General features: G+C 59.7%; 17 protein-coding genes. 5 read left to right on the top strand and 12 right to left on the bottom strand.

What is annotated here, in order from left to right:
- Positions 1 to 58: 58 nt before the first annotated feature.
- The 9 genes from JWQ61_RS15345 to JWQ61_RS15305 all read right to left on the bottom strand — a co-directional run bounded on the left by JWQ61_RS15345 (position 59) and on the right by JWQ61_RS15305 (position 10,122).
- Positions 59 to 808: an AAA family ATPase gene (locus tag JWQ61_RS15345; protein ID WP_304361293.1), complete on the bottom strand. Its 750-nt coding sequence runs from the start codon at positions 806 to 808 to the stop codon at positions 59 to 61.
- 168 nt (positions 809 to 976) lie between these two features.
- Positions 977 to 1,702: an amino acid ABC transporter ATP-binding protein gene (locus JWQ61_RS15340; RefSeq protein ID WP_014007953.1), complete on the bottom strand. Its 726-nt coding sequence runs from the start codon at positions 1,700 to 1,702 to the stop codon at positions 977 to 979.
- A gap of 72 nt (positions 1,703 to 1,774) precedes the next feature.
- Entirely contained in the window at positions 1,775 to 2,470 is a 696-nt protein-coding gene (locus JWQ61_RS15335; RefSeq protein ID WP_304361292.1) for an amino acid ABC transporter permease, read from the bottom strand.
- A gap of 2 nt (positions 2,471 to 2,472) precedes the next feature.
- The gene (locus JWQ61_RS15330; RefSeq protein WP_304361291.1) at positions 2,473 to 3,225 is read right to left on the bottom strand and encodes an amino acid ABC transporter permease; all 753 of its coding nucleotides are present in this window, start codon (positions 3,223 to 3,225) and stop codon (positions 2,473 to 2,475) included.
- 134 nt (positions 3,226 to 3,359) lie between these two features.
- Entirely contained in the window at positions 3,360 to 4,313 is a 954-nt protein-coding gene (locus tag JWQ61_RS15325) for an amino acid ABC transporter substrate-binding protein (RefSeq protein ID WP_304361290.1), read from the bottom strand.
- A gap of 157 nt (positions 4,314 to 4,470) precedes the next feature.
- On the bottom strand, positions 4,471 to 5,340 hold the full coding sequence (locus tag JWQ61_RS15320) for an amino acid ABC transporter substrate-binding protein (RefSeq protein WP_304361289.1): 870 nt from the start codon (positions 5,338 to 5,340) through the stop codon (positions 4,471 to 4,473).
- A 290-nt stretch (positions 5,341 to 5,630) separates the two neighbouring features.
- The gene (locus tag JWQ61_RS15315) at positions 5,631 to 6,917 is read right to left on the bottom strand and encodes a Glu/Leu/Phe/Val dehydrogenase (protein WP_014007958.1); all 1,287 of its coding nucleotides are present in this window, start codon (positions 6,915 to 6,917) and stop codon (positions 5,631 to 5,633) included.
- Positions 6,918 to 7,170: 253 nt separating this feature from the next.
- Complete coding sequence (locus JWQ61_RS15310; protein ID WP_304361288.1) at positions 7,171 to 8,160, bottom strand: LysR family transcriptional regulator; 990 nt, start codon at positions 8,158 to 8,160, stop codon at positions 7,171 to 7,173.
- A 93-nt stretch (positions 8,161 to 8,253) separates the two neighbouring features.
- Entirely contained in the window at positions 8,254 to 10,122 is a 1,869-nt protein-coding gene (locus tag JWQ61_RS15305) for an ABC transporter ATP-binding protein/permease (RefSeq protein ID WP_304361287.1), read from the bottom strand.
- A gap of 72 nt (positions 10,123 to 10,194) precedes the next feature.
- Here JWQ61_RS15305 and JWQ61_RS15300 point away from each other — a divergent pair, with 72 nt between their 5' ends.
- Positions 10,195 to 10,602 (top strand): acyl-CoA thioesterase, encoded by a 408-nt coding sequence (locus JWQ61_RS15300; RefSeq protein ID WP_014007961.1) that lies wholly within the window; start codon positions 10,195 to 10,197, stop codon positions 10,600 to 10,602.
- 17 nt (positions 10,603 to 10,619) lie between these two features.
- Here JWQ61_RS15300 and JWQ61_RS15295 read toward each other — a convergent pair whose 3' ends face one another.
- Positions 10,620 to 11,414: an IclR family transcriptional regulator gene (locus tag JWQ61_RS15295; protein ID WP_369684902.1), complete on the bottom strand. Its 795-nt coding sequence runs from the start codon at positions 11,412 to 11,414 to the stop codon at positions 10,620 to 10,622.
- A 179-nt stretch (positions 11,415 to 11,593) separates the two neighbouring features.
- Here JWQ61_RS15295 and JWQ61_RS15290 point away from each other — a divergent pair, with 179 nt between their 5' ends.
- The 4 genes from JWQ61_RS15290 (at position 11,594) to JWQ61_RS15275 (ending at position 15,908) form a co-directional block, all read left to right on the top strand.
- On the top strand, positions 11,594 to 12,607 hold the full coding sequence (locus JWQ61_RS15290; protein WP_304361285.1) for a 2-dehydro-3-deoxygalactonokinase: 1,014 nt from the start codon (positions 11,594 to 11,596) through the stop codon (positions 12,605 to 12,607).
- Positions 12,608 to 12,631: 24 nt separating this feature from the next.
- Complete coding sequence (locus tag JWQ61_RS15285; protein WP_304361284.1) at positions 12,632 to 13,300, top strand: 2-dehydro-3-deoxy-6-phosphogalactonate aldolase; 669 nt, start codon at positions 12,632 to 12,634, stop codon at positions 13,298 to 13,300.
- A 16-nt stretch (positions 13,301 to 13,316) separates the two neighbouring features.
- Positions 13,317 to 14,465, top strand: coding sequence for a galactonate dehydratase (gene dgoD, locus JWQ61_RS15280; protein WP_120234255.1), 1,149 nt, complete (start codon positions 13,317 to 13,319; stop codon positions 14,463 to 14,465).
- A 102-nt stretch (positions 14,466 to 14,567) separates the two neighbouring features.
- Positions 14,568 to 15,908 carry an MFS transporter gene (locus tag JWQ61_RS15275; RefSeq protein ID WP_304361283.1) on the top strand — a complete coding sequence of 447 codons (1,341 nt, stop codon included), beginning with the start codon at positions 14,568 to 14,570 and terminating at the stop codon, positions 15,906 to 15,908.
- 94 nt (positions 15,909 to 16,002) lie between these two features.
- On the opposite strand, the gene JWQ61_RS15270 is transcribed toward JWQ61_RS15275, so the two are convergent.
- Positions 16,003 to 17,697 carry a long-chain fatty acid--CoA ligase gene (locus tag JWQ61_RS15270; protein WP_304361282.1) on the bottom strand — a complete coding sequence of 565 codons (1,695 nt, stop codon included), beginning with the start codon at positions 17,695 to 17,697 and terminating at the stop codon, positions 16,003 to 16,005.
- Between the two features lie 106 nt (positions 17,698 to 17,803).
- The coding region (locus tag JWQ61_RS15265; RefSeq protein WP_304361281.1) for an alpha/beta fold hydrolase at positions 17,804 to 20,421 on the bottom strand (2,618 nt) is incomplete at its 5' end.

Genomic DNA, 20,421 nt, shown 5'->3' with positions numbered 1-20,421 from the left:
GCGCAGGTGCAAGTGCCAGTCGTCGGGGCGGGTGATGGTCAGTGTATTGGTCAAGGCATCAGTCATGGTCATTCTCTTCTGCAAAAAGTCGCTCCAGCATGGCTGCCGGATTATTCAGGAAATGGCGTGTAGTCGTATAGTGTTCAGTGTCTTCATAGCGGGTTTCGGCCAGGCCGCTCTGGTCCAGCAGATAAATCCTGGCATGCGGATAAGCCAGCAAGATGGGCGAATGGGTGGCGATGATGAACTGGCAGCGATTTTGCGCCAGCTTGTGGATAATCGCCAGCGCCGCCAGCTGGCGGTTGGGCGACAGCGCCGCTTCCGGCTCGTCCAGCATGTAAAAACCGTCGGGCTGGAACTTGTTTTGCAGCAGCGCCAGGAAAGATTCTCCGTGCGATTGCCGGTGCAGCCCCTTTTCTCCATATGATGGATGCTGTCCATCATCCATGTTTTCCTCGTAAGTGGCGAGGTTGAAGAAACTTTCGGCGCGCAGGAAATAGCCGGTCCTGGGCCGCTTGAAGCTTTTCACCGTCCGGATGTAGCGGTGCAGGTCGGAATGCGCTTCCGCGGTCGAGAAATTCGCGTTCCTGGTGCCGCCTTCCGCATTAAAACCCCAGGCCACAGCGATCGCTTCCAGCAAGGTCGATTTGCCTGCGCCGTTTTCACCGACCAGGAACGTGACTTCGGGATGAAAATCGATCTGCTCCAGCTCACGCACCGCCGGAATGCTGAAGGGATAGGCTTCATAGTCAATCGCCAGGTCGGGATTGAGTTTCAGGCTGCGCAGGTAAGGTTTGATGGCAAGCATGATGCGGCGGGGGTTCGGATGACCGTCATTTTACCGCAGGCGGGGGCCGCGCCTCGCTGGATGTCCCCGGCCGGCACTTCCGCGACGGGCAGCCCGCAATAAAAAAGCCGCCCGGATAGACTCCGCGGCGGCTTCCTATCTTGCGCGGTCTTGCACGACCGGTAGCGATCAGTGAATGATTTTCGCCAGGAAATCGCGGGCGCGGTCGGAACGTGGCGCACCGAAGAACTCGTCCTTGGTGCAGTCTTCCACCACCAGGCCCTTGTCCATGAACACCACGCGGTTGGCGACCTTCTTGGCGAAGCCCATTTCATGCGTCACCACCATCATGGTCATGCCTTCTTGCGCCAGGCCGACCATCACGTCCAGTACTTCATTGATCATTTCCGGATCGAGCGCCGAAGTCGGTTCGTCGAACAGCATCGCAATCGGATCCATCGACAACGCACGGGCAATCGCCACGCGCTGCTGCTGGCCGCCGGACAGCTGGCCCGGGAACTTGTCTTTTTGCGCGATCAGGCCGACGCGGTCCAGGTATTTCAAGCCTTTTTCATTGGCTTCATCCTGGCTGCGGCCCAGCACCTTGACCTGGCCGATGGTCAGGTTTTCGCGGATCGACATGTGGGGGAACAGTTCGAAGTTCTGGAACACCATGCCGATGCGCGCACGCAGTTTCGACAGGTTGGTCTTGGGATCGCCGACCGAGATGCCGTCGACCGTGATATCGCCCTTCTGGAACGGCTCCAGGCCGTTGACGGTCTTGATCAGGGTCGATTTGCCGGAACCGGACGGTCCGCACACCACCACCACGTCGCCCTTGGCCACTTGCGTGGTGCAATCGGTCAGGACTTGAAATTGGCCGTACCACTTGCTGACGTTGTTAAGCTTAATCATGAGTATTTCTCCTAATTCCTGAATTCTGTTTTGCAGTCCAGGCCCTGTCCGTCCCCGGACAGGGCCTGAATTTTATCGAATGATCGCAACCCTTTGCTGCAGCTTCTTGACCAGCGTCGACAAGCCGAAGCTCATCACGAAGTACACCACGGCGACAAACATATACATTTCCACCAAGCGGCCGTCACGCTGCGCGATCTTGGATGCAACGGTAACGAAGTCCGGCACCGAACCCAGCACATAGACCAGCGAGACGTCCTGGAACAGCACGATGGTCTGGGTCAGCAAGATCGGGATCATGTTGCGGAACGCTTGCGGCAGCACCACGTTGCCCATCATTTGCCAGTAGTTCATGCCGAGCGCGTAGCCGGCGGAAACCTGGCCGCGCGGAATCGACTGGATCCCGGAACGCATGATTTCGCAATAATAAGCTGCTTCAAACAAAATGAAGGTGATCAATGCCGACGAGAATGCGCCGACCTGTACCGGCTGCGCCGCGCCGATAATCCAGGCGCCGATGTACGGCACCAGGAAGTAGAACCAGAAAATCACCAGCACCAGCGGCACCGAGCGGATCAGGTTGACGTAGCTGGTGGCGACAAAGGAAATTGCCTTGTTGTGCGACAAACGCATCATCGCCAGCACGGTGCCGAATAGGATGCCGCCTATCATCGCCACGAAAGTCAGCGTCAGCGTGAACTTCATGCCAGTGGTGAACAGGTAGAACCAGGAGCGCTGGATGACGTCAAAATCGAAATTCGAAAACATGATTAATGACCTCCCGTATTGGCGCTGCCGGCCGCAATGAAGCCGGGAATCGCAATCGCTTTTTCAAGCCAGCGCGCCAGCAGCAAGGCAATCCCCGAAATGATCACGTAAATCACGGTGGCGCCGGTAAGCGACTCAAAGGTCTGGAAGGTAAATTCACGCATCGAATAGGTGGCGGCGGTCAGTTCCACCAGGCCGATCGTCAGTGCGACCGAGCTGTTCTTGATGATTGCTGCAAATTCGTTGGTCAGGGACGGGATGATGATCCGGAACGACATCGGCAGCAATACGTAGCGATATGTTTGCGGCAACGTCAGACCGAGTGCAGTACCCGCCAGCTTTTGGCCACGGGGCAGTGCATTGATGCCAGCGGAAACCTGTACGGCGATCCGCGACGACGTAAAAAAACCCAGCGCCAGGAAGGCGGTGATGAATGATGCGTTCGGCAGGCTCTTGAGCCAGTTGCCTATGCCCGCAGGGACGATTTCCGGCATCACGAAATACCAGAGGAACATCTGTACGATCAGCGGGATGTTACGGAATAATTCAACGTAGCCATTGGCCACGCGTACTGCCCATTTGTTCGGCATGGTACGGATCGTACCGATCACGGTGCCGATGATCAGCGCCATGATCCAGGCCGACGCGGACAGCGCAAGCGTCCACTTCAGGCCGGTCAGCAAGGTGTCCATATAAGTGCTGACACCGTCGGGAGACTCTTGCCAGAAGATGCCCCAGTTCCAGTTGTAATGCATATTAAGTCCCCTCTATTACTCAAATCTCCATCGTTGCGCTGTCAGCCGGCAAGCGCCGATTGTGCATCGCAGCAATTCAATTTCAGAAACAAAACGGGAGGCTTGCGCCTCCCGTTCCGTTCTTATCGCCGATCTTATTTTTTCTTCAACTTCAACGATTGTTTCTGCGCTTCAGGGACGGCAGCATAGGCAGCCGGATCGCCCGAATCGGTAGGCTTGGCAAACGCGGCCTTCAGCTCTGGGCTGATTGGCACGTTCAGGTTGATGCCCTTAGGCGGAATCGCCTTCAGGAACCACTTTGCGTAGATGTCATTGATCTGGCCCGAGGTGTAGACATTGCTCAGTGCAGTGTCGACCGCTTTCTTGAATGGCAGATCGTCCTTACGCTCGATGATGCCGTACGGCTCGACCGACAGGGCTTCCTTGGTGATTTCGTAGTCGGCAGGCGCTCTCGAGCTTGCCGCCAGCGATGCCAACAGGATGTCATCCATCACAAACGCCGTTGCGCGGCCAGTTTCCACCATCAGGAAAGCTTCAGCATGGTCTTTGGCAGCCAGGATGTTCATGCCGAGGTTGCGCTCGCCATTGAGGATAGTGACTTGCTTCAGGTTCGATGTGCCGGAAGTGGAAACGATGGTCTTGCCCTTGAGGTCGTCCAGCGTCTTGATGTTGGAAGATTTCTTGGCCAGGATACGGTTCGCGGTCACGTACATGGTCGGCGCAAAGGAAACAACCTTTTGGCGCTCTGCATTGTTGGTGGCGGAATCGCAGGACAGGTCGATGGTGCCGTTGGAGATCAGCGGGATACGGGTCGCCGAAGTCACAGGAACCATTTTCACGTTCAAGGCGGTCAGGCCGAGTTGTTTCTGAATGGCGGTCGCAGCTTTCAGGCACAAGTCGATCGAGTAACCTTGATACGATTGTTTGTCATCAAGGTAAGAGAATGGAATGGATGAATCACGCACACCCAGGGTAATGGTGCCGGTATCCTTGATTTTTTTGAGTGTTCCGGTCAGTTCTTGCGCTTGTACGGAGCCAACCATTACTCCCAAGCCTACCAAAGCGACAACTAATTTTGATGACATCATAACAACTCCCGTAAAAAAATTATCTGTATAGTTTAACAAACTCGCTGCCTCAGCAGCAGACTTAAACCTATGCTTATTTATTATTCTCACCTCTCCTCCAAAAACGCTTGTCTCCACCTTTGCATAAATTAACGATTACAGCCAATTCTGTTTACTTTCAGTTGCCAACCTGGTCCGACGGAAAGCGCAACGACTCCCTGAAAAGATAGCCCATGGGCATGTTCAACACGAGATTATTTTTTGCCGGAATCGGACTCAGGAACCACTTGGTGTACAACTTGTTGATCTCGCCATCGTGGATAATGCGCCCCATTTCACGGTCGACCACTGCCTTGTAGTTGGTATCGCCTTTCGGCAGCATGATAGCGTAAGGCTCGGTTGTCAAAGGCTCGCCGACGATGGCGTAGGCCGCAGGATCCTTGGCGGTGGCCTTCAGGCCGTACAGCAGCACGTCATCCATCACAAAGGCGTCGGCCACCTTGTCTTCCACCATCTTGAACGATTCGTTGTGATCGCGTCCTTCCACTATGGTCATGTTCAGGGAACGGACCTGGCCGCGGTCGACCAGCGATTTGACGCTGGTCGTGCCTTTGGTGGTCGCCACTTTCTTGTCGCGCAGGTCCGGCCAGTTCTTGATCTTGTCCTCCACCCGCACCAGCATGCGCGACGACGCCATGAAATGCGCAATGGTGAAACTGACTTGCTTGCGCCGCTCTGCGTTGTTGGTGGTCGAGCCACATTCCAGGTCGATTTTTCCGCTTGCGATCATATCAATGCGATTAGATGAAGTCACTGGAACATAGGCGATATTCAATTGCGGCAGTTTCAATTGCTGCTTCACCGCATCGGCTATCTTGAGACACAGGTCGATGGCATAACCGATCGGTTTTTTATCCTGGTCCACAAACGAGAACGGGAACGACGCTTCCCGGTAACCGATCGTGATGGTCTTGCTGTCGCGGATCTTCGCCAGCACATCTTCCGCATGAACAGCTGTTGCGGCGACGCCCAACGTTACCGCTAACACCGCACCCAGGCCTGCATTGCACCACGCGGCCGCAATACTCCCCTGGCCGCTCCTACCTTTCCCGATTCCCACGCCGCTCTCCCCGTTGACTTGCGCTGTCGATGGTGTTTTTATGCAATGAATATGCTTAATGCAATATTCAAGCCAGCTGTTTGCATGTCGGCGGCGACTGCCTTGGCGTCGCTCTTTTGCTGACAAGTCCCCGGATACCACCAGGGCCAGATGACACGCGCTCAGCCGGCTGGCAGCTTGAGCGCGCGCAAAACATCCCGACTATAACGCAACATCAATCAAGGATACAAACCACGCATTTCACGCGCCTGCAGGACACGGGTACAGGCAACGATAAATGCAGCGGTGCGCAGCGATACCTTCTTCTCTTCGGCCAGTTGCCAGACCGCGGTAAACGCTTCGCGCATGATGCGGGTCAGGCGCAGGTTGATTTCATCTTCAGTCCAGAAGAAACTGGAGAAATCCTGCACCCATTCGAAATAACTCACCGTCACGCCGCCGGCATTGGCGATCACGTCAGGCACCACCAGCACGCCCTTTTCATGCAGGATGTCGTCCGCGGCCGGGCTGGTTGGGCCGTTGGCGCCTTCCAGGATGATCTTGGCGCGGATGGTCGGAGCATTCTCCACGGTGATTTGTTGCTCCAAAGCAGCAGGCACCAAAATATCGCAATCGACAGCCCAAAACTGCGCACGGTCGCTGATTTCTTCGCCGCCCTTGAAACCGGCGACGCTGCCGGTTTCATTGACGTGGGCTTGCAACGCCGCCACGTCGAGGCCGCTGGAACGCACCACGGTCGAGATATGGTCTTGCACCGCCACCACTTTGGCGCCGGCTTCCGAGAACAGGCGCGCAGCAATGCCGCCGACATTGCCGAAACCCTGCACCGCAATCTTGGCGCCGTGGATATCCAGGCCGCGCTTGACCGCCGCTTCGCAACCGACCACGAACACGCCGCGGCCGGTGGCTTCGCGCCGTCCCAGGCTGCCGCCCAGTGAAATCGGCTTGCCGGTGACCACGCCCGATGCGGTGCTGCCCTGGTTCATGGAATAGGTATCCATCATCCAGGCCATGATCTGTTCGTTGGTGTTGACGTCCGGCGCCGGGATGTCCTTGTTGGGGCCGATGATGATGCCGATTTCGCTGGTGTAGCGCCGTGTCATGCGTTGCAGCTCGCCTTGCGACAAGGTCTTCGGGTCAACCCGGATGCCGCCCTTGGCGCCGCCGTACGGCACGTTCACGGCCGCGTTCTTGACCGTCATCCAGGCCGACAGGGCCATCACTTCGGACAGCGTCACGTCCTGGTGGAAACGCACGCCGCCCTTGCCTGGGCCGCGCGAGGTGTTGTGCTGCACGCGATAGCCTTCGAAGTGGGCAATGGTGCCGTCGTCGCGTTCGATAGGGACGTCGACGATCAGCATCCGCTTCGGACGTTTCATGGTCTCGACCCAGCGGGCCAGGTTGCCGAGGTAGGGTGTTACGCGATCGATTTGTTCGAGATAGTCGCCCCATGGGCCGATGCCATGTTGCGTGAGATAGGATGGAACTTCGTGCTTGATAGTCATATTTTTGCGCGCTCCTGGAAGTTGCAGACCGGCCCCCTGGACAAGGACAACAATAAGGACGACAGGGGAACTGACAGCGGGGGCTAAATCGATCTAGTGGCGAATCGTAGGACAACGGCATAGGGCAAAGCCAATGCTTTGTGCGCATGTAACTATGCATTTTTTGCATTGATATCAAAAATGCAATTCCGTCATGACAAACACGGTTTTCGCGCAACGTCCTGCATGCGCGCCGCAGCGGCAGTTCCGGAATTTATGCGAGCGCTGCCGGCGTTTTACGTTTTGCGTTTTTGGCGGCTTCCTTGGCTGCTTCTTCCTGCTGTTGCAGCAGGTAAGCCCATAACCGCGCCACCACCGGCTTGCCCGGCCTTTGCACGGTAGGACGTTCGCGGTAGAGGCGGATTTCCATGGTCGCTTCCCATTCGGGAGCGCTATCGTCGATCCTGTCGACCCTGGCCAGCTGCTTCAGCTTGACTTCGCGGGTCACGGCCGACTCCGGCAGGAAGGCCACGCCATGCCCTTCCAGCGCCATCATTTTCAAGCCTTCCGCCATGTCCGTCTCGTAGCGTTTTTCAAGGTAGAGCGGCTTCTTGGCGTCGGCCAGGATCAGTTCCACCATGCGTCCGAGATAGGCATTGCTGGTATAGGACAAGAACGGCAAAGGCGCGCCGGCGCTGCCGGGAAAGACATAGTCCGGCACCCCGGCCTTGTTGCAATGGGCATAGGCGCGCAGCACCTCGCTGCCCAATGTGATCAGGTCGTAGCGGCCGGTATCGAGCTGCACCGGCTGGCGCGGATGGTGATAGCACAGCAGCAGGTCGCAGCCGCCGTCCACCATCGCCATCACGGCGTCATGCACGTTCAAGGCCAGCAGGCGTGTATTGAGCGGCCCGAAACCGTCTTCCAGCAAACGGATCCAGCGCGGCACATAGGTCAGCGACAAGGTATGCGGCACGGCGAAATCCACCGTGCTCAACGCGGTCGGACGCTTGCCGCGCATCAGCGCGCGGGCGTTGTTGATCTGGCCCAGCATCTCCAGCGCCTGCTCGTAAAACACTTCGCCGGCGGCGGTCAGCCGCGTCGGATAGGAGGTGCGGTCGATCAGGTCGGCGCCCAGCCATGCTTCCAGCGACTGGATGCGGCGCGAGAAGGCCGGCTGCGTGACATGACGCAATTCTGCAGAGCGGCTGAAACTATGGGTTTCCGCCAACGAAATGAAGTCTTCTAACCATTTGCTTTCCATGCCGCTATCGTAACCTATCGCAACGCGAGCCGGCAGCGGCAGCATAGAAAATTGGCGGACCTGCGGCCAACAATCTGCATCGGCGTTGTACTCCTACACCATGCGCACCACGTTTTCAGGATACCCGCCGTCGACTCCCGGCGACGGGCTTTCCACTTCTTCCGGATGCGCTTGCTGGCGCTGCCACATCTGCGCGTAAGCGCCGTCTGCCGCCAGCAGCTGGAGGTGGGTGCCGCGCTCGATGATACGGCCATGGTCCAGCACCAGGATCTGTGCCGCATCGGCAATGGTCGACAAGCGGTGGGCGATCACCAGCGTGGTGCGGTCCTTGGCGATTTCCTTGAGCTGCGCCTGGATCGCCTGTTCCGATTTCGAATCGAGCGCAGAAGTGGCCTCGTCGAAAATCAGCACCGCGGGATTTTTCAGCAAAGTGCGCGCGATCGCCACCCGCTGCTTTTCGCCGCCCGACAATTTCAAGCCGCGCTCGCCCACCATCGAGTCGTAGCCGTCCGGCAGCGATTCGATGAAATCGTGGATATGCGCCGCCTTGGCGACGGCGACGATTTCCGCCTTGCTGGCGCCCGGCTTGCCATAGGCGATGTTGTATTCGATGCTGTCGTTGAACAGCACCGTATCCTGCGGCACGATGCCGATCGCCTGGCGCAGCGAAGCCTGGGTGATGTCGCGCAGATCCTGGCCGTCGATCGTGATGCGGCCGTTGTTGATATCGTAAAAACGGAACAGCAAACGCGACAGGGTCGACTTGCCGGAACCGCTGTGGCCGACCACTGCGGTAGTGGTGCCGGCGGCAATCGTGAAATCGACGTCGAACAGGATCTGGCGCTTGCTCTCATAGCTGAAATCCACATGCGAAAAACGCACTTGCGCGCCGCCGGTCAGCAGCGGCCGCGCCTGCGCGGCGTCGGCAATTTCCCGATTCTCATCGAGCAGGTGAAACAGCCTTTCCATATCGGCCAGGCTCTGCTTGATTTCGCGGTAGATGACGCCGAGGAAATTGAGCGGAATATACAGCTGGATCATGAAGGAGTTGACCAGCACCAGGTCGCCCAGCGTCATCTTGCCGTCGATCACGCCCTGCGTGGCGCGCCACAGGATCAGCGTCACCGCGATGGCGATGATCAGCGATTGCCCGGTATTGAGCAGGGACAACGAGGTCTGCGATTTCACCGCCGCGGTTTCGTAGCGCATCAAGCCGTCGTCGTAGCGCCGCGCCTCGTATTCCTCGTTGCCGAAATACTTGACGGTTTCGTAGTTGATCAGCGAATCGATGGCCTTGGTGTTGGCGCTCGAATCGAGGGTGTTCATGGTGCGCCGGAAATGGGTGCGCCATTCGGTGACGGTGACAGTAAAAAAAATGTAGCTGACCAGCGCCACCACGGTGATGCCGGCGAACCAGATGTCGTAGTGCAGCACCAGGTAACCCAGCACCAGCGAGATTTCGATCAGGGTCGGCAAGATGCTGAACAGCGCGTACGACACCAGCGACGAGACGCCGCGTGTGCCGCGTTCGATGTCGCGCGTCATGCCGCCGGTCTGGCGGTTCAGGTGGAAGCGCAGCGACAGTGAATGCAGGTGGCGGAACACCTGCAGGGCAATGGTGCGCACCGCGCGCTGGGTCACGCGCGCGAACACGAACTCGCGCAATTCGGTGAACAAGGTGGTGCACAGGCGCAGCGCGCCGTAGGCTACCAGTATCCCCAGCGGCAGCACCAGCATCGCCTGCGGATGGCTGACCGTGATGGTCATGCTGTCGACCAGTTTCTTCAGCACCAGCGGCACGCCGACATTGGCCAGCTTGGCGCCCAGCATGAACAGCAGCGCCAGCGAGACCCGCCACTTGTAGGTCCAGAGATAGGGCAGCAAGGTCTTGAGCGTGGCCCAGTCGCTACGCTTTGGCTGGCCGGCGAGCGGCTCTGGCGACGTGGAAGAATGGTGGCGCATAGGGTGACAATCTTAAAGAATGGTTTAAGCTACGGATACAAAACCAATTGTAGCTCTCAGGGGAAATAACCGATGACTGATCAAAACAACAATCAATTGCCACCCGACACCATGCCGCAACTGCGGGTGATGCCGATGCCGTCCGACGCCAATGTGCACGGCGACGTCTTCGGCGGCTGGATCATGGCACAAGTCGATATTGCCGGCTCGCTGCCGGCCACCCGTCGCGCCAATGGCCGTGTCGCCACGATTGCGGTGAACTCTTTCTTGTTCAAGCAGCCGGTGTTTGTCGGCGACCTGCTGTCGTTTTATGCCGAGATCGTCAAGGTCGGCAATACCTCGATCACGGTCAACGTCGAGGTGTATGCCGAGCGCAACCGGCTGCAGACAGAAGTCGTGAAAGTGACCGAAGCGACGCTGACCTATGTCGCCACCGACGCCCAGCGCAAGCCGCGTCAGCTGCCGCCGCTGGCGTCCTGACCCATATCCCGGCTCAGCTACTGATTCGCGCCAAGCTCGCTGGAGATGCCGGCCGCCGCGGCCTGCACTACCGCGATCAATGACTGCATCCGTTCCAGCGGCATGTAAGGCAGGGTGCTGGAAACGCTGATGGCGGCGACAATCGCGTGGCTGGCGTCGTAGATCGGCGCCGCCACACAGCGTATCGATGGCTCGTTGTCTTCCAGGTCGAAGGCATAACCGCCTTTAACGTATTCACGCATCTGGTCGCGGAACTCAGTCCAGCTACGCTTCGGCAATAACCCGGAAGCATGGCTGCTGGCGGCGCTGCTGCGCTTCTGGTACAGGTTCTTCCATTCCTCTTCGTCCATGCCCAGCATCAGAGCCTTGCCGACGCCGGTGGTGGCGATCGGCATCCTGTGCCCCACGCGCGAACGCATTTCCAAACCCTTCTTGCCAGGAATCTTGTCCAGGTAGAGCACATCGTCGGCGTCCTGCAAAGCCAGGTGGATGGTGTCGCCCGACTGTTCGGCCAGCTGTTCCAGGTAGGGTCGTGCCGCTATGCTCAGCGAGACTTCTTCGCGCGCCTGGAAACCTAGTTCAATCAGTTTCGGGCCGAGCACATAACCGGCGCTCGGCGTAAAGCGCAGATAGCGCTCCTGCACCAGGCAGTTCGCCAGCCGGTGGGTAGTGCTGCGCGTGGTGCCCAGCATCTGCGCGATCTGTTTCAGATCGCGCGCGCCGCCGGCTACCGCCTGCAATACTCCCAGCCCGCGTGTCAGGGTCTGGGTGCCGGTCGGTGCGGCAACCTGCTCGCCTGCATTGCCAGGCAACTCCGCTGAGTCCTGCGATTTGCGCATGATTAGAACCTGTCAGAAAATACCTAAGCCTACTTACATCCCATATATTGGGACATAATATCATATATTGACAGAAAATGGCCGCCGGAATAAAGTACGCCACATCACTGGGCACGCTGATCCTGCCTGTAATTTTTAAAACCAACCAACCCATGCCGCCTGCACCGCATCAAACGCACTTGATCGCCCTCGACTGGGGGACTTCATCGCTACGCGCCTACCGCCTCGGAGCGCATGGCCAGACGCTGGAGTTGCGCGCCCTGCCCTGCGGCATAATGCAATTGCCGGCAGCCGCAAGCGGCGACAAAGCCGCGCTTGAAGCCGATTTCGAAGCCGCTTTCGAGCAAGCTTGCGGCGATTGGCTGCGCGCCGAGCCAGGCACGCCGGTGATCGCGGCCGGCATGGTAGGCAGCCGCCAGGGCTGGCTGGAAGTTCCATACCTGGAAGTGCCGATCGCCGTCGACCGCATCGGCGGCAGCTTGAGCGTGCTGCGCAATCGCCATGGCCAACTGATCCATCTAGTACCGGGCCTGATCGAAAACTCCATGTTGCCGAACGTCATGCGCGGCGAAGAGACCCAGGTGGTCGGCGTGCTCAATGCCCTCAACCAGGACACGGCAGAGACCGATGTCCTGATCGGCCTGCCCGGTACGCATTCCAAGTGGGTGCAGATACGGCGCGCCGGCAAGCAATGCCAGCTAGCGCACTTCGATACGTTCATGACCGGCGAAGTGTTTGCCGCCTTGTCCACACATACCATTCTCGGCCGCGGCATGCAGGCGGGCGACGACGTTACAGAGGCCGGACAGCACGCATTTGAGCGCGGCGCCCTGGTGGCGCGCAGCGCGGCCGGCCAAGCTGGCGTATTGTCGACCATATTCAGTACGCGCACGCTGGGACTGACAGGTGTGCTGGACGGCGCCGGCCAGCGCGAATACCTGTCCGGACTGCTGATCGGCCACGAAATCGCCGCATTGCAAGCCATGCTACGCGAACAGGGACGGCAGCCCTCGCAAGTGATGCTGGTCGGCGAAGCCGGCTTGTGCGCACGCTATACGCAAGTGCTGCGCGCCTATGATTTTGGAGCTGTCGAAGTCGTCGCCGAGGCCACTGAACGCGGCCTGTGGCAACTGGCGCTGACGGCTGGACTATTGAAACATGCTTAGCAGCGGGAATACCGGGAAACCATCATGTTAAGAAATGCAATGAAACAGTGCGGACTGATCGCCATCCTGCGCGGCGTCGAGCCGCATGAAGTGGCCGCGATCGGCCTGAAACTCTACGAAGCCGGTTTCCGCATCATCGAGGTGCCGCTCAATTCGCCACAGCCGTTCGACAGCATCCGCAGCCTGCGCAACGCCTTGCCTGCCGACTGCATGGTCGGCGCCGGCACGGTCTTGACGACCGACCAGGTGGCGGCAGTCAAGCGCGCCGGCGGCGAGATCATCGTCATGCCGCACAGCGATCCGGAAGTGATCGCTGCCGCCAAACAGGCCGGCCTGGCTTGTGCGCCGGGCGTCGCCACGGTCACCGAAGCATTCGCTGCGTTGGCCGCTGGCGCCGATGTCTTGAAAATGTTCCCGGCCGAGCAGCTGGGGCCGAACGTAGTCAAAGCGTGGCGGGCAGTGATCCCGCGCGAAGTGGCGTTGCTGCCGGTAGGCGGCATCACGCCGGAAAACCTGGCAACATTCATCAGCGCCGGCGCTTCCGGATTCGGCCTCGGATCTGCCCTGTACAAACCGGGCCTGAGCGCCGAACAGGTCGGCCAGAACGCCAACCGGTTTGTCGCGGCATGGTGTGCAATACAAGAAAATTCAAACACTGCAGAAACAGCGGAAACGCCAGAAACAAAAAATTGAACAGGAGACGAGCTTAATGAAGATCACCAAACTGACCACTTACATCGTACCGCCGCGTTGGTGTTTCCTGAAGATAGAAACCGACGAAGGCGTGGTCGGCTGGGGCGAACCGGTGGTAGAAGGCCGCGTGCACAGCGTGGCGGCGGCTGTCGAAGAACTGTCCGACTACCTGATCGGCAAAGATCCGCGCCATATCGAAGACCATTGGACAGTACTGTACCGCGGCGGCTTTTATCGCGGCGGCGCCATCCACATGAGCGCGCTGGCCGGCATCGACCAGGCGCTGTGGGATATCAAGGGCAAGGCGCTCGGCGTCTCGGTCAGCCAGCTGCTGGGCGGCCCGGTGCGCGACAGCATCCGCGTCTATTCCTGGATCGGCGGCGACCGCCCGGCCGACACCGCGGCAGCGGCCAAGGACGCCGTGGCGCGCGGCTTCACCGCGGTGAAGATGAACGGCACCGAAGAACTGCAGTTTGTCGATTCCTATGAAAAAGTGGAAGCGACATTGGCCAACGTCGCCGCCGTGCGCGCAGCGGTCGGCCCGCATATCGGCATCGGCGTTGATTTCCACGGCCGCGTGCACAAGCCGATGGCGAAGATCCTGATCAAGGAACTCGAGCCGTACAAACTGATGTTCATCGAAGAACCCGTGCTGAGCGAAAACTACGAGGCCCTGAAAGAACTGGCGCCACTGACCAGCACGCCGATCGCGCTGGGCGAACGGCTGTATTCGCGCTGGGATTTCAAGCGCGTCCTGAGCGAAGGTTATGTCGACATCATCCAGCCCGATGTCTCGCATGCCGGCGGCATCACAGAAACGCGCAAGATCGCCACCATGGCCGAAGCCTACGACGTCGCCGTGGCGCTGCACTGCCCGCTCGGTCCGATTGCGCTGGCCGCCTGCCTGCAGGTGGATGCGGTGTCGTACAACGCCTTTATCCAGGAACAGAGCCTGGGCATCCATTATAACAAGAGCAACGACTTGCTCGATTACGTGAAAAACCCTGAAGTGTTTGCCTACGACAAGGGTTACGTGACCATTCCGCAGGGGCCGGGACTGGGCATAGAAATCAATGAAGAGTATGTCAAGGAACGGGCTGCCGTCGGCCATCGCTGGCGCAATCCGATCTGGCGCCACAAGGACGGCAGTTTCGCCGAGTGGTAAGACGCAGTTTCATCGATTCGTCAAACAAATGATTTCAAGAAGAGAGCAGCATAGCCCTCAAACACCACCATATGGTCCGGCAAACCCGGACAGGAGATCGTTATGCAGGAGCAGGTGCTTGAAGTAGAACCGCTGTCGACGGCAAACAAGACAACACAACCGCCGCAGCAAGCACCCAGCCGCAAACGCTTCCTGATCATGCTGCTGCTGTTCGTCACGGTCGTGATCAATTACCTGGACCGCAGCAACCTGTCGATCGCCGCGCCGGAACTGATGCGCGAACTGGCGATCGATCCGGTCCATGCCGGCTGGATCTTTTCCGCTTTCGGCTGGACCTATGCCGCCATGCAAATCCCCGGCGGCTGGCTGGTGGACCGGGTGGCGCCTCGGGTGCTGTATGCGCTGGCGCTGGCCTTATGGTCGCTAGCCACCATCTTCCTCGGTTTTATCGGCAGCTTCGCCGGACTGTTCGCGCTGCGCCTGCTGGTGGGGGCGCTGGAAGCGCCGGCCTACCCGATCAACAACCGTGTCGTCACCACCTGGTTTCCGGAACGCGAACGGGCCACCGCCATCGGCTTCTACACCTCCGGCCAGTTCGTCGGACTGGCGTTCCTGACGCCGCTGCTGGCCTGGCTGCAGCAGGCTTACGGCTGGCACATGGTGTTCGTCAGCACCGGCCTGACCGGCATTGCCTGGGCCGCGATCTGGTATCTCGTATATCGCGAGCCGCGCCAGTTCAAGGGCGCCAACGCGGCGGAAATCGAATTGATCCGCAGCGGCGGCGGCCTGGTCGATATCGCCCAGGCAAGCAGCACGCAAAAACCCGGCTTCAGCGTGGCCGACCTCGGACTGGTGCTGAGCCGGCGCAAGCTGTGGGGCATCTACCTTGGACAGTACGCTGTGAATTCCACGCTGTGGTTCTTCCTGACCTGGTTCCCGACCTACCTGGTCAAGTACCGCGGCATGGATTTCATCAAGTCCGGTTTCCTGGCCTCGCTGCCGTTCCTGGCGGCTTTCCTCGGCGTGCTCAGTTCCGGCATTTTTTCGGACTGGCTGATACGCAAGGGCGCGTCGGTCGGCCTGGCGCGCAAACTGCCGATCATCAGCGGCTTGCTGATTTCTACCTGCATCATCGGCGCCAACTATGTCGACTCGACCGCCTGGATCATCGTCTTCATGGCAGTAGCCTTCTTTGGCAACGGTTTTGCGTCGATCTCATGGTCGCTGGTGTCGTCGCTGGCGCCGGCCAAGATGCTGGGGCTGACCGGCGGCGTCTTCAATTTCATCGGCAACCTGGCCGCCATCACCACGCCGCTGGTGATCGGTTTCCTGATCAGCGGCGACAGCTTCGCGCCGGCCATCACCTATATCGCCGTGATGGCCCTGGTGGGAGCGCTGTCGTACATCCTGCTGGTCGGCAAAGTGGAACGCATCACCGCCTGAGGCTCTCGAAAAAAACAAACCCCGGATGCGCTTGTCGCACATCCGGGGTTTTTCAGAACCGTGGCCTCCGGCAAGACGCCATTTTTTCCAAATCTCAGGCTGCCTGTTTTTGCTCAGCCGGTTTTTCGTCGCGCAATTCGCGCCGCAGGATCTTGCCGACATTGGTCTTCGGCAGGTCAGTACGGAACTCGATATATTTCGGCCGCTTGTAGCCGGTCAGCTGCTCACGGCAATAAGCCATCAGTTGCTCGGCAGTCAGCGACGGATCCTTGCGCACCACAAAAATCTTCACCACTTCGCCGGCATGTTCGTCCGGCACGCCGACGCATGCGCATTCCAGCACGCCGGGATGCTGCACCACCACACCTTCGACTTCGTTCGGATAGACGTTGAAGCCGGAGACCAGGATCATGTCTTTCTTGCGGTCGACGATCTTGGTGTAACCGCGCTCATCCATGATGCCGATATCACCCGACTTGAAAAAGCCGTCGGCGGTCATGACCTTGGCGGTTTCGTCGTCGCGGTTCCAGTAGCCGCGCATGACCTGTGGTCCGCGGATCGCGATTTCGCCGGCCTGGCCCAGGGCTACCGGATTGCCGGCGTCGTCCAGGATCGCGATCTCGGTCGACGGCAATGGCAAGCCGATGGTACCGCTGTATTCCTTGATGTCGCATGGATTGGCGCAAGCGATAGGCGAAGTTTCCGACAAGCCGTAGCCTTCGATGATCGGACAGCCGGTGACTTCCTTCCACTTGTCCGCAACCGCCTTTTGCACCGCCATGCCACCGCCGACGCAGACCCGGTAGCCGGAGAAATCCAGCTTGGCGAAATCGGGATGGTTCAGCAAGGCGTTGTACAGCGTATTGACCGCCGGGAAGGTATTGATCTGGTACTTCGACATTTCCTTGATCAGGCCGGCGATGTCGCGCGGATTCGGGACCAGCAGGTTCAAGGCGCCCTCGCGCATGCCGAGCATGCCGCATACCGTCAAGGCGAAGATGTGATACAGCGGCAAGGCGCAGACAAACACCAGCTGCTCGACTTTTGGGCCGTTGTTCAAGCCCGGAGCGAGCCAGGCTTCAGCCTGCAGCACGTTGGCCACCACGTTGCGGTGCGAGAGCGTTGCCCCTTTCGAGACACCGGTAGTGCCGCCGGTGTATTGCAGGAAAGCAGTGTCGTCCGGCGTCAGCGCAACCGTCTTCAGCTGCAGCGAAGACGCTTGCGACAGGACGCTGTTGAACGGCACGGAACCGGGCAAGGAGAAGCTCGGCACCATCTTCTTGACATGGCGCACCACCAGGTTGACCACCAGGCCCTTGACGCCCATCAGGTCGCCCATGCTGGCGACCACCACGTGCTTGACCTTGGTGCGGGCGATGACCTGCTGCAGGGTGGTGGCGAAATTTTCGAGTATGAAGATGGCTTCCGCGCCCGAGTCGTTCAGCTGATGCTCAAGCTCGCGCGGGGTGTACAGCGGATTGACGTTGACCACGATATAACCGGCACGCAAAATGGCCGCGATCGCCACCGGATATTGCAGCACGTTAGGCATCATGATGGCGACCCGCGCGCCTTTTTCCAGGCCTTTGCTCTGCAGCCAGGCGCCGACTTTGCGGGACAGCTGGTCAACCTCGGCGTACGTCAGATATTTGCCCATGCAGGCATAGGCGTTGCGCGTCGCGTATTTCTGGAACGCCTCTTCCAGCAACTGCGCCAGCGACTGGTATTGGGAGTAGTCAATCTCCGGGGCCACGCCTTCCGGATACGATTTGAGCCAAAATTTATCCATGTTCTGCCTTTAGTCTCTGCTTGTTATAAATGCATTGTTTTTGGCTTGTTTCACTGGAAGAAAACGCGCCTGTAAGGGGGTATTGCCGGGATACCGCCGGCCACCGCTAAAAAAGCACGGTTGTATTTTTTTGTTCTACCGCGATGCTATCGGGCAAAGCGTCCGCATGCAAGCGTTTTGACGCATATTTGAGCAAATCATCGGCGCTGAGCTTCATGTTGTGATGCAACAAAACCTCTGCCAGCAAATGCTGGACACCCTCCTCGTCCGGACTCCATTTCACGTGGGCAACTGCCACCGCCGGATGCTCGAACAAGACTTCTTCGATCTGCCGCGGGAACACCCGCCGGCCATTGCGTATTCCCATATTACTCTTGCGGTCGATGATGGAAACAAAACCGTCTTCGTCGATGCTGGCGACGTCGCCGGTGGCCAGCCAGCCGTCGTACAAACGTTCCTTGCTTATCTTCCTGGCAATCAGGTTCAGGGCGGATGCGCCAGGCCCGGCGGCGCCGGCAGGGCCATGATCGTAGCCGGAGAACAGCTGCGGCCCGCGCACCCATAACTCGCCCAGGGTATCGCTGGGCAATTCGGCATCCGTATCCAGGTCGACCACTTTCACTTCGGTATCCGGCAACGGCACACCAACCACGCCCTGGATGCGGCGCGCCGCCAGCGGCATGGCCAGCACCGCGGGCGAAGCCTCGGTCAGGCCATAGGCTTCAACCAGGCGGCCGCGCGTCAGCTTCTCAAATTCTTCGCGGATTTCCTGCGCCAGCGGCGAACCGCTGACGGCGCAGACCCGGATCGAGGCCAGGCCGTAGCGCCGCACGCCGGGCGTGTGCGCCAGTTCGCGCACCATGCGCGGCGTGGTCGGGAAATAGGTCGGCCGCATCTTCTTGACGGTCTTCAGCAAGGGCTCCAGTTCAGCCCCCGGCAACAGGATCAGGGTGGCGCCAAGATACACGCCAAGGTGCAGCAAGCCGGTCAGGCCGTAGGCGCTGGACAAGGGCTGCTGCGCCAGGAAACGCTCGTCGCCCGGCCGCGACTCCGGCAGCCAGTGGCGCAGCTGCAAGGCGTTCGCCGCCAGGTTGCGGTGCGACAGCGCCACCGGCAGCGGCGTGCCGCTGGCGCCGTAGGTGTACACCACCACCGCGATGTCGCCGACATCCTGCGCCAGCTCGGCCGGCGCTACCGAGCCGCGTCCCAGCACCTGCTTGAATTTCAGGTAGCGCCGCTCATGCCGGCGATGCTGCTTGTCCTGCCGGAACCAGGGCAGCCAATGTCCTTCCTGCACGTGATGCAAGGCCGCGAACTTCAGTTTTTCACGCCAGCCCATGTGATCGATCATCGACGCGAATATGACGCGTCGCAGGCCGGCCGCGCGGCGGTCGCTCTGCAGCTCATCGCGCAAGTCGTCGTAGCGGTTGGTGGTGGTCACCAGCATCACCGCGCCTGCATCTGCTATGCGCGTCAGCAGGGTTTCCTTGGGCGTGGCGGCGTCGCTTAGCACCGCCACCGCACCTGCTTTCAGGATGCCAAAATAAGCGATCACCAAAGACGGGATGTTCGGCAAGGCCAGCAAGACTCGCTCGCCGGGCTTGATGCGCAAGTCGAGCAAGCCATGGGCAAAACGATTGGCTTGCCGGTCCAGTTCGCGCCAGTCGATCTTGCCGCCGCGGTAAGACAGCGCCGTGGTTTTGCCGAAGCGCCTGGCAGTCGCTTCCAGCAAGCGCGGCAAGGGCACTGTCGGCATCTTGATGCGATATGGCGTGCGGGCATCGTAGAATTTCAGCCACGGACGTTCGGCTTCCAGCTGCTTGCGCGCTGCGCGCCGCTCGGCTTTTTGCCTTGCCCGCCGCTCCGCCAGCTCCGCCGGATCGGACTGCATCTGCAGGAAACGCTGGATGGCGCGATTCACCGCATCGGGGCGCTCCACCATCACCTGGTGCGCGGATACCGGCACCACCAGCTCTTCCGCTCCCGGGATCAGGCGCGCCACTTCCTTGTAGGCTGCTTCGTCGAACAGGATATCGCGGTGGCCGAGAATCACCAGCGTCGGCACCGCGATTGCGCGCAGGTATTCGCTGCCGTCCCACGGCAGCAAGGCATTGCGGTTCTGCAGGTAGACCACGTGCGACGGCGGATAAATGCGGGCCGCGGCGATGCCGACATACGGCATCAGCTTGCGCACCATATCGAATATGCGCGGCGGCATGCGCAGCACGATGCGGCCGGCCAGGCGCAGGCGGAAGCGCGCCGCCGAGGCGATCATGACCAGCGCCGACACGCGCTGCGGAAACTGCTTCAGGAAATAGGCAGACAGCGCGCCGCCGAACGAGTGGCACACCAGGATGAAACGCTGCGGTACTTCCAGCTGATCCAGCGCGGCGGCGATGTCGGCGACCAGTTCAGGCACATCGTAGCTGGCGCCTTCAGCTGCCGTCGGCGCATCGCTGTAGCCGTGGCCGCGCAGGTCGAGCGCGATCACCCGGTAGTCGAGCTGGAATTGTTCCAGCTGGTATTCCCAGTAGGCCGCACGGCCGCCGAAGCCGTGAATAAAGACCATCGTGGGCTGCTGGCTACGCGGGCCGCGGTCGTACTCCGGACCGGCATCCAGCACACTCATTTCCAGTGCGCTGTCATAGACTCCGCTGCCGTTGCGCGCCAGGCGATTCGGCAGTTTCAGCGTGCTGCGGTGCAGGTCGGCGTTAAATGTCATCT

The sequence above is a fragment of the Collimonas fungivorans genome, from assembly GCF_028292705.1.
GTDB classification, from domain to species: Bacteria; Pseudomonadota; Gammaproteobacteria; order Burkholderiales; family Burkholderiaceae_D; genus Collimonas; species Collimonas fungivorans_B.
Note: the sequence above shows the minus strand (reverse complement) of the source record. Positions and strands in the feature narration are given on the sequence as shown.

Bases quoted from the DNA above. Each gene is read 5' to 3' on its own strand.
- JWQ61_RS15345 (WP_304361293.1), bottom strand. From the start codon at position 808: ATGCTTGCCATCAAACCTTACCTGCGCAGCCTGAAACTCAATCCCGAC.
- JWQ61_RS15340 (WP_014007953.1), bottom strand. From the start codon at position 1,702: ATGATTAAGCTTAACAACGTCAGCAAGTGGTACGGCCAATTTCAAGTC.
- JWQ61_RS15335 (WP_304361292.1), bottom strand. From the start codon at position 2,470: ATGTTTTCGAATTTCGATTTTGACGTCATCCAGCGCTCCTGGTTCTAC.
- JWQ61_RS15330 (WP_304361291.1), bottom strand. From the start codon at position 3,225: ATGCATTACAACTGGAACTGGGGCATCTTCTGGCAAGAGTCTCCCGAC.
- JWQ61_RS15325 (WP_304361290.1), bottom strand. From the start codon at position 4,313: ATGATGTCATCAAAATTAGTTGTCGCTTTGGTAGGCTTGGGAGTAATG.
- JWQ61_RS15315 (WP_014007958.1), bottom strand. From the start codon at position 6,917: ATGACTATCAAGCACGAAGTTCCATCCTATCTCACGCAACATGGCATC.
- JWQ61_RS15310 (WP_304361288.1), bottom strand. From the start codon at position 8,160: ATGGAAAGCAAATGGTTAGAAGACTTCATTTCGTTGGCGGAAACCCAT.
- JWQ61_RS15305 (WP_304361287.1), bottom strand. From the start codon at position 10,122: ATGCGCCACCATTCTTCCACGTCGCCAGAGCCGCTCGCCGGCCAGCCA.
- JWQ61_RS15300 (WP_014007961.1), top strand. From the start codon at position 10,195: ATGACTGATCAAAACAACAATCAATTGCCACCCGACACCATGCCGCAA.
- JWQ61_RS15290 (WP_304361285.1), top strand. From the start codon at position 11,594: ATGCCGCCTGCACCGCATCAAACGCACTTGATCGCCCTCGACTGGGGG.
- JWQ61_RS15285 (WP_304361284.1), top strand. From the start codon at position 12,632: ATGTTAAGAAATGCAATGAAACAGTGCGGACTGATCGCCATCCTGCGC.
- dgoD (WP_120234255.1), top strand. From the start codon at position 13,317: ATGAAGATCACCAAACTGACCACTTACATCGTACCGCCGCGTTGGTGT.
- JWQ61_RS15275 (WP_304361283.1), top strand. From the start codon at position 14,568: ATGCAGGAGCAGGTGCTTGAAGTAGAACCGCTGTCGACGGCAAACAAG.
- JWQ61_RS15270 (WP_304361282.1), bottom strand. From the start codon at position 17,697: ATGGATAAATTTTGGCTCAAATCGTATCCGGAAGGCGTGGCCCCGGAG.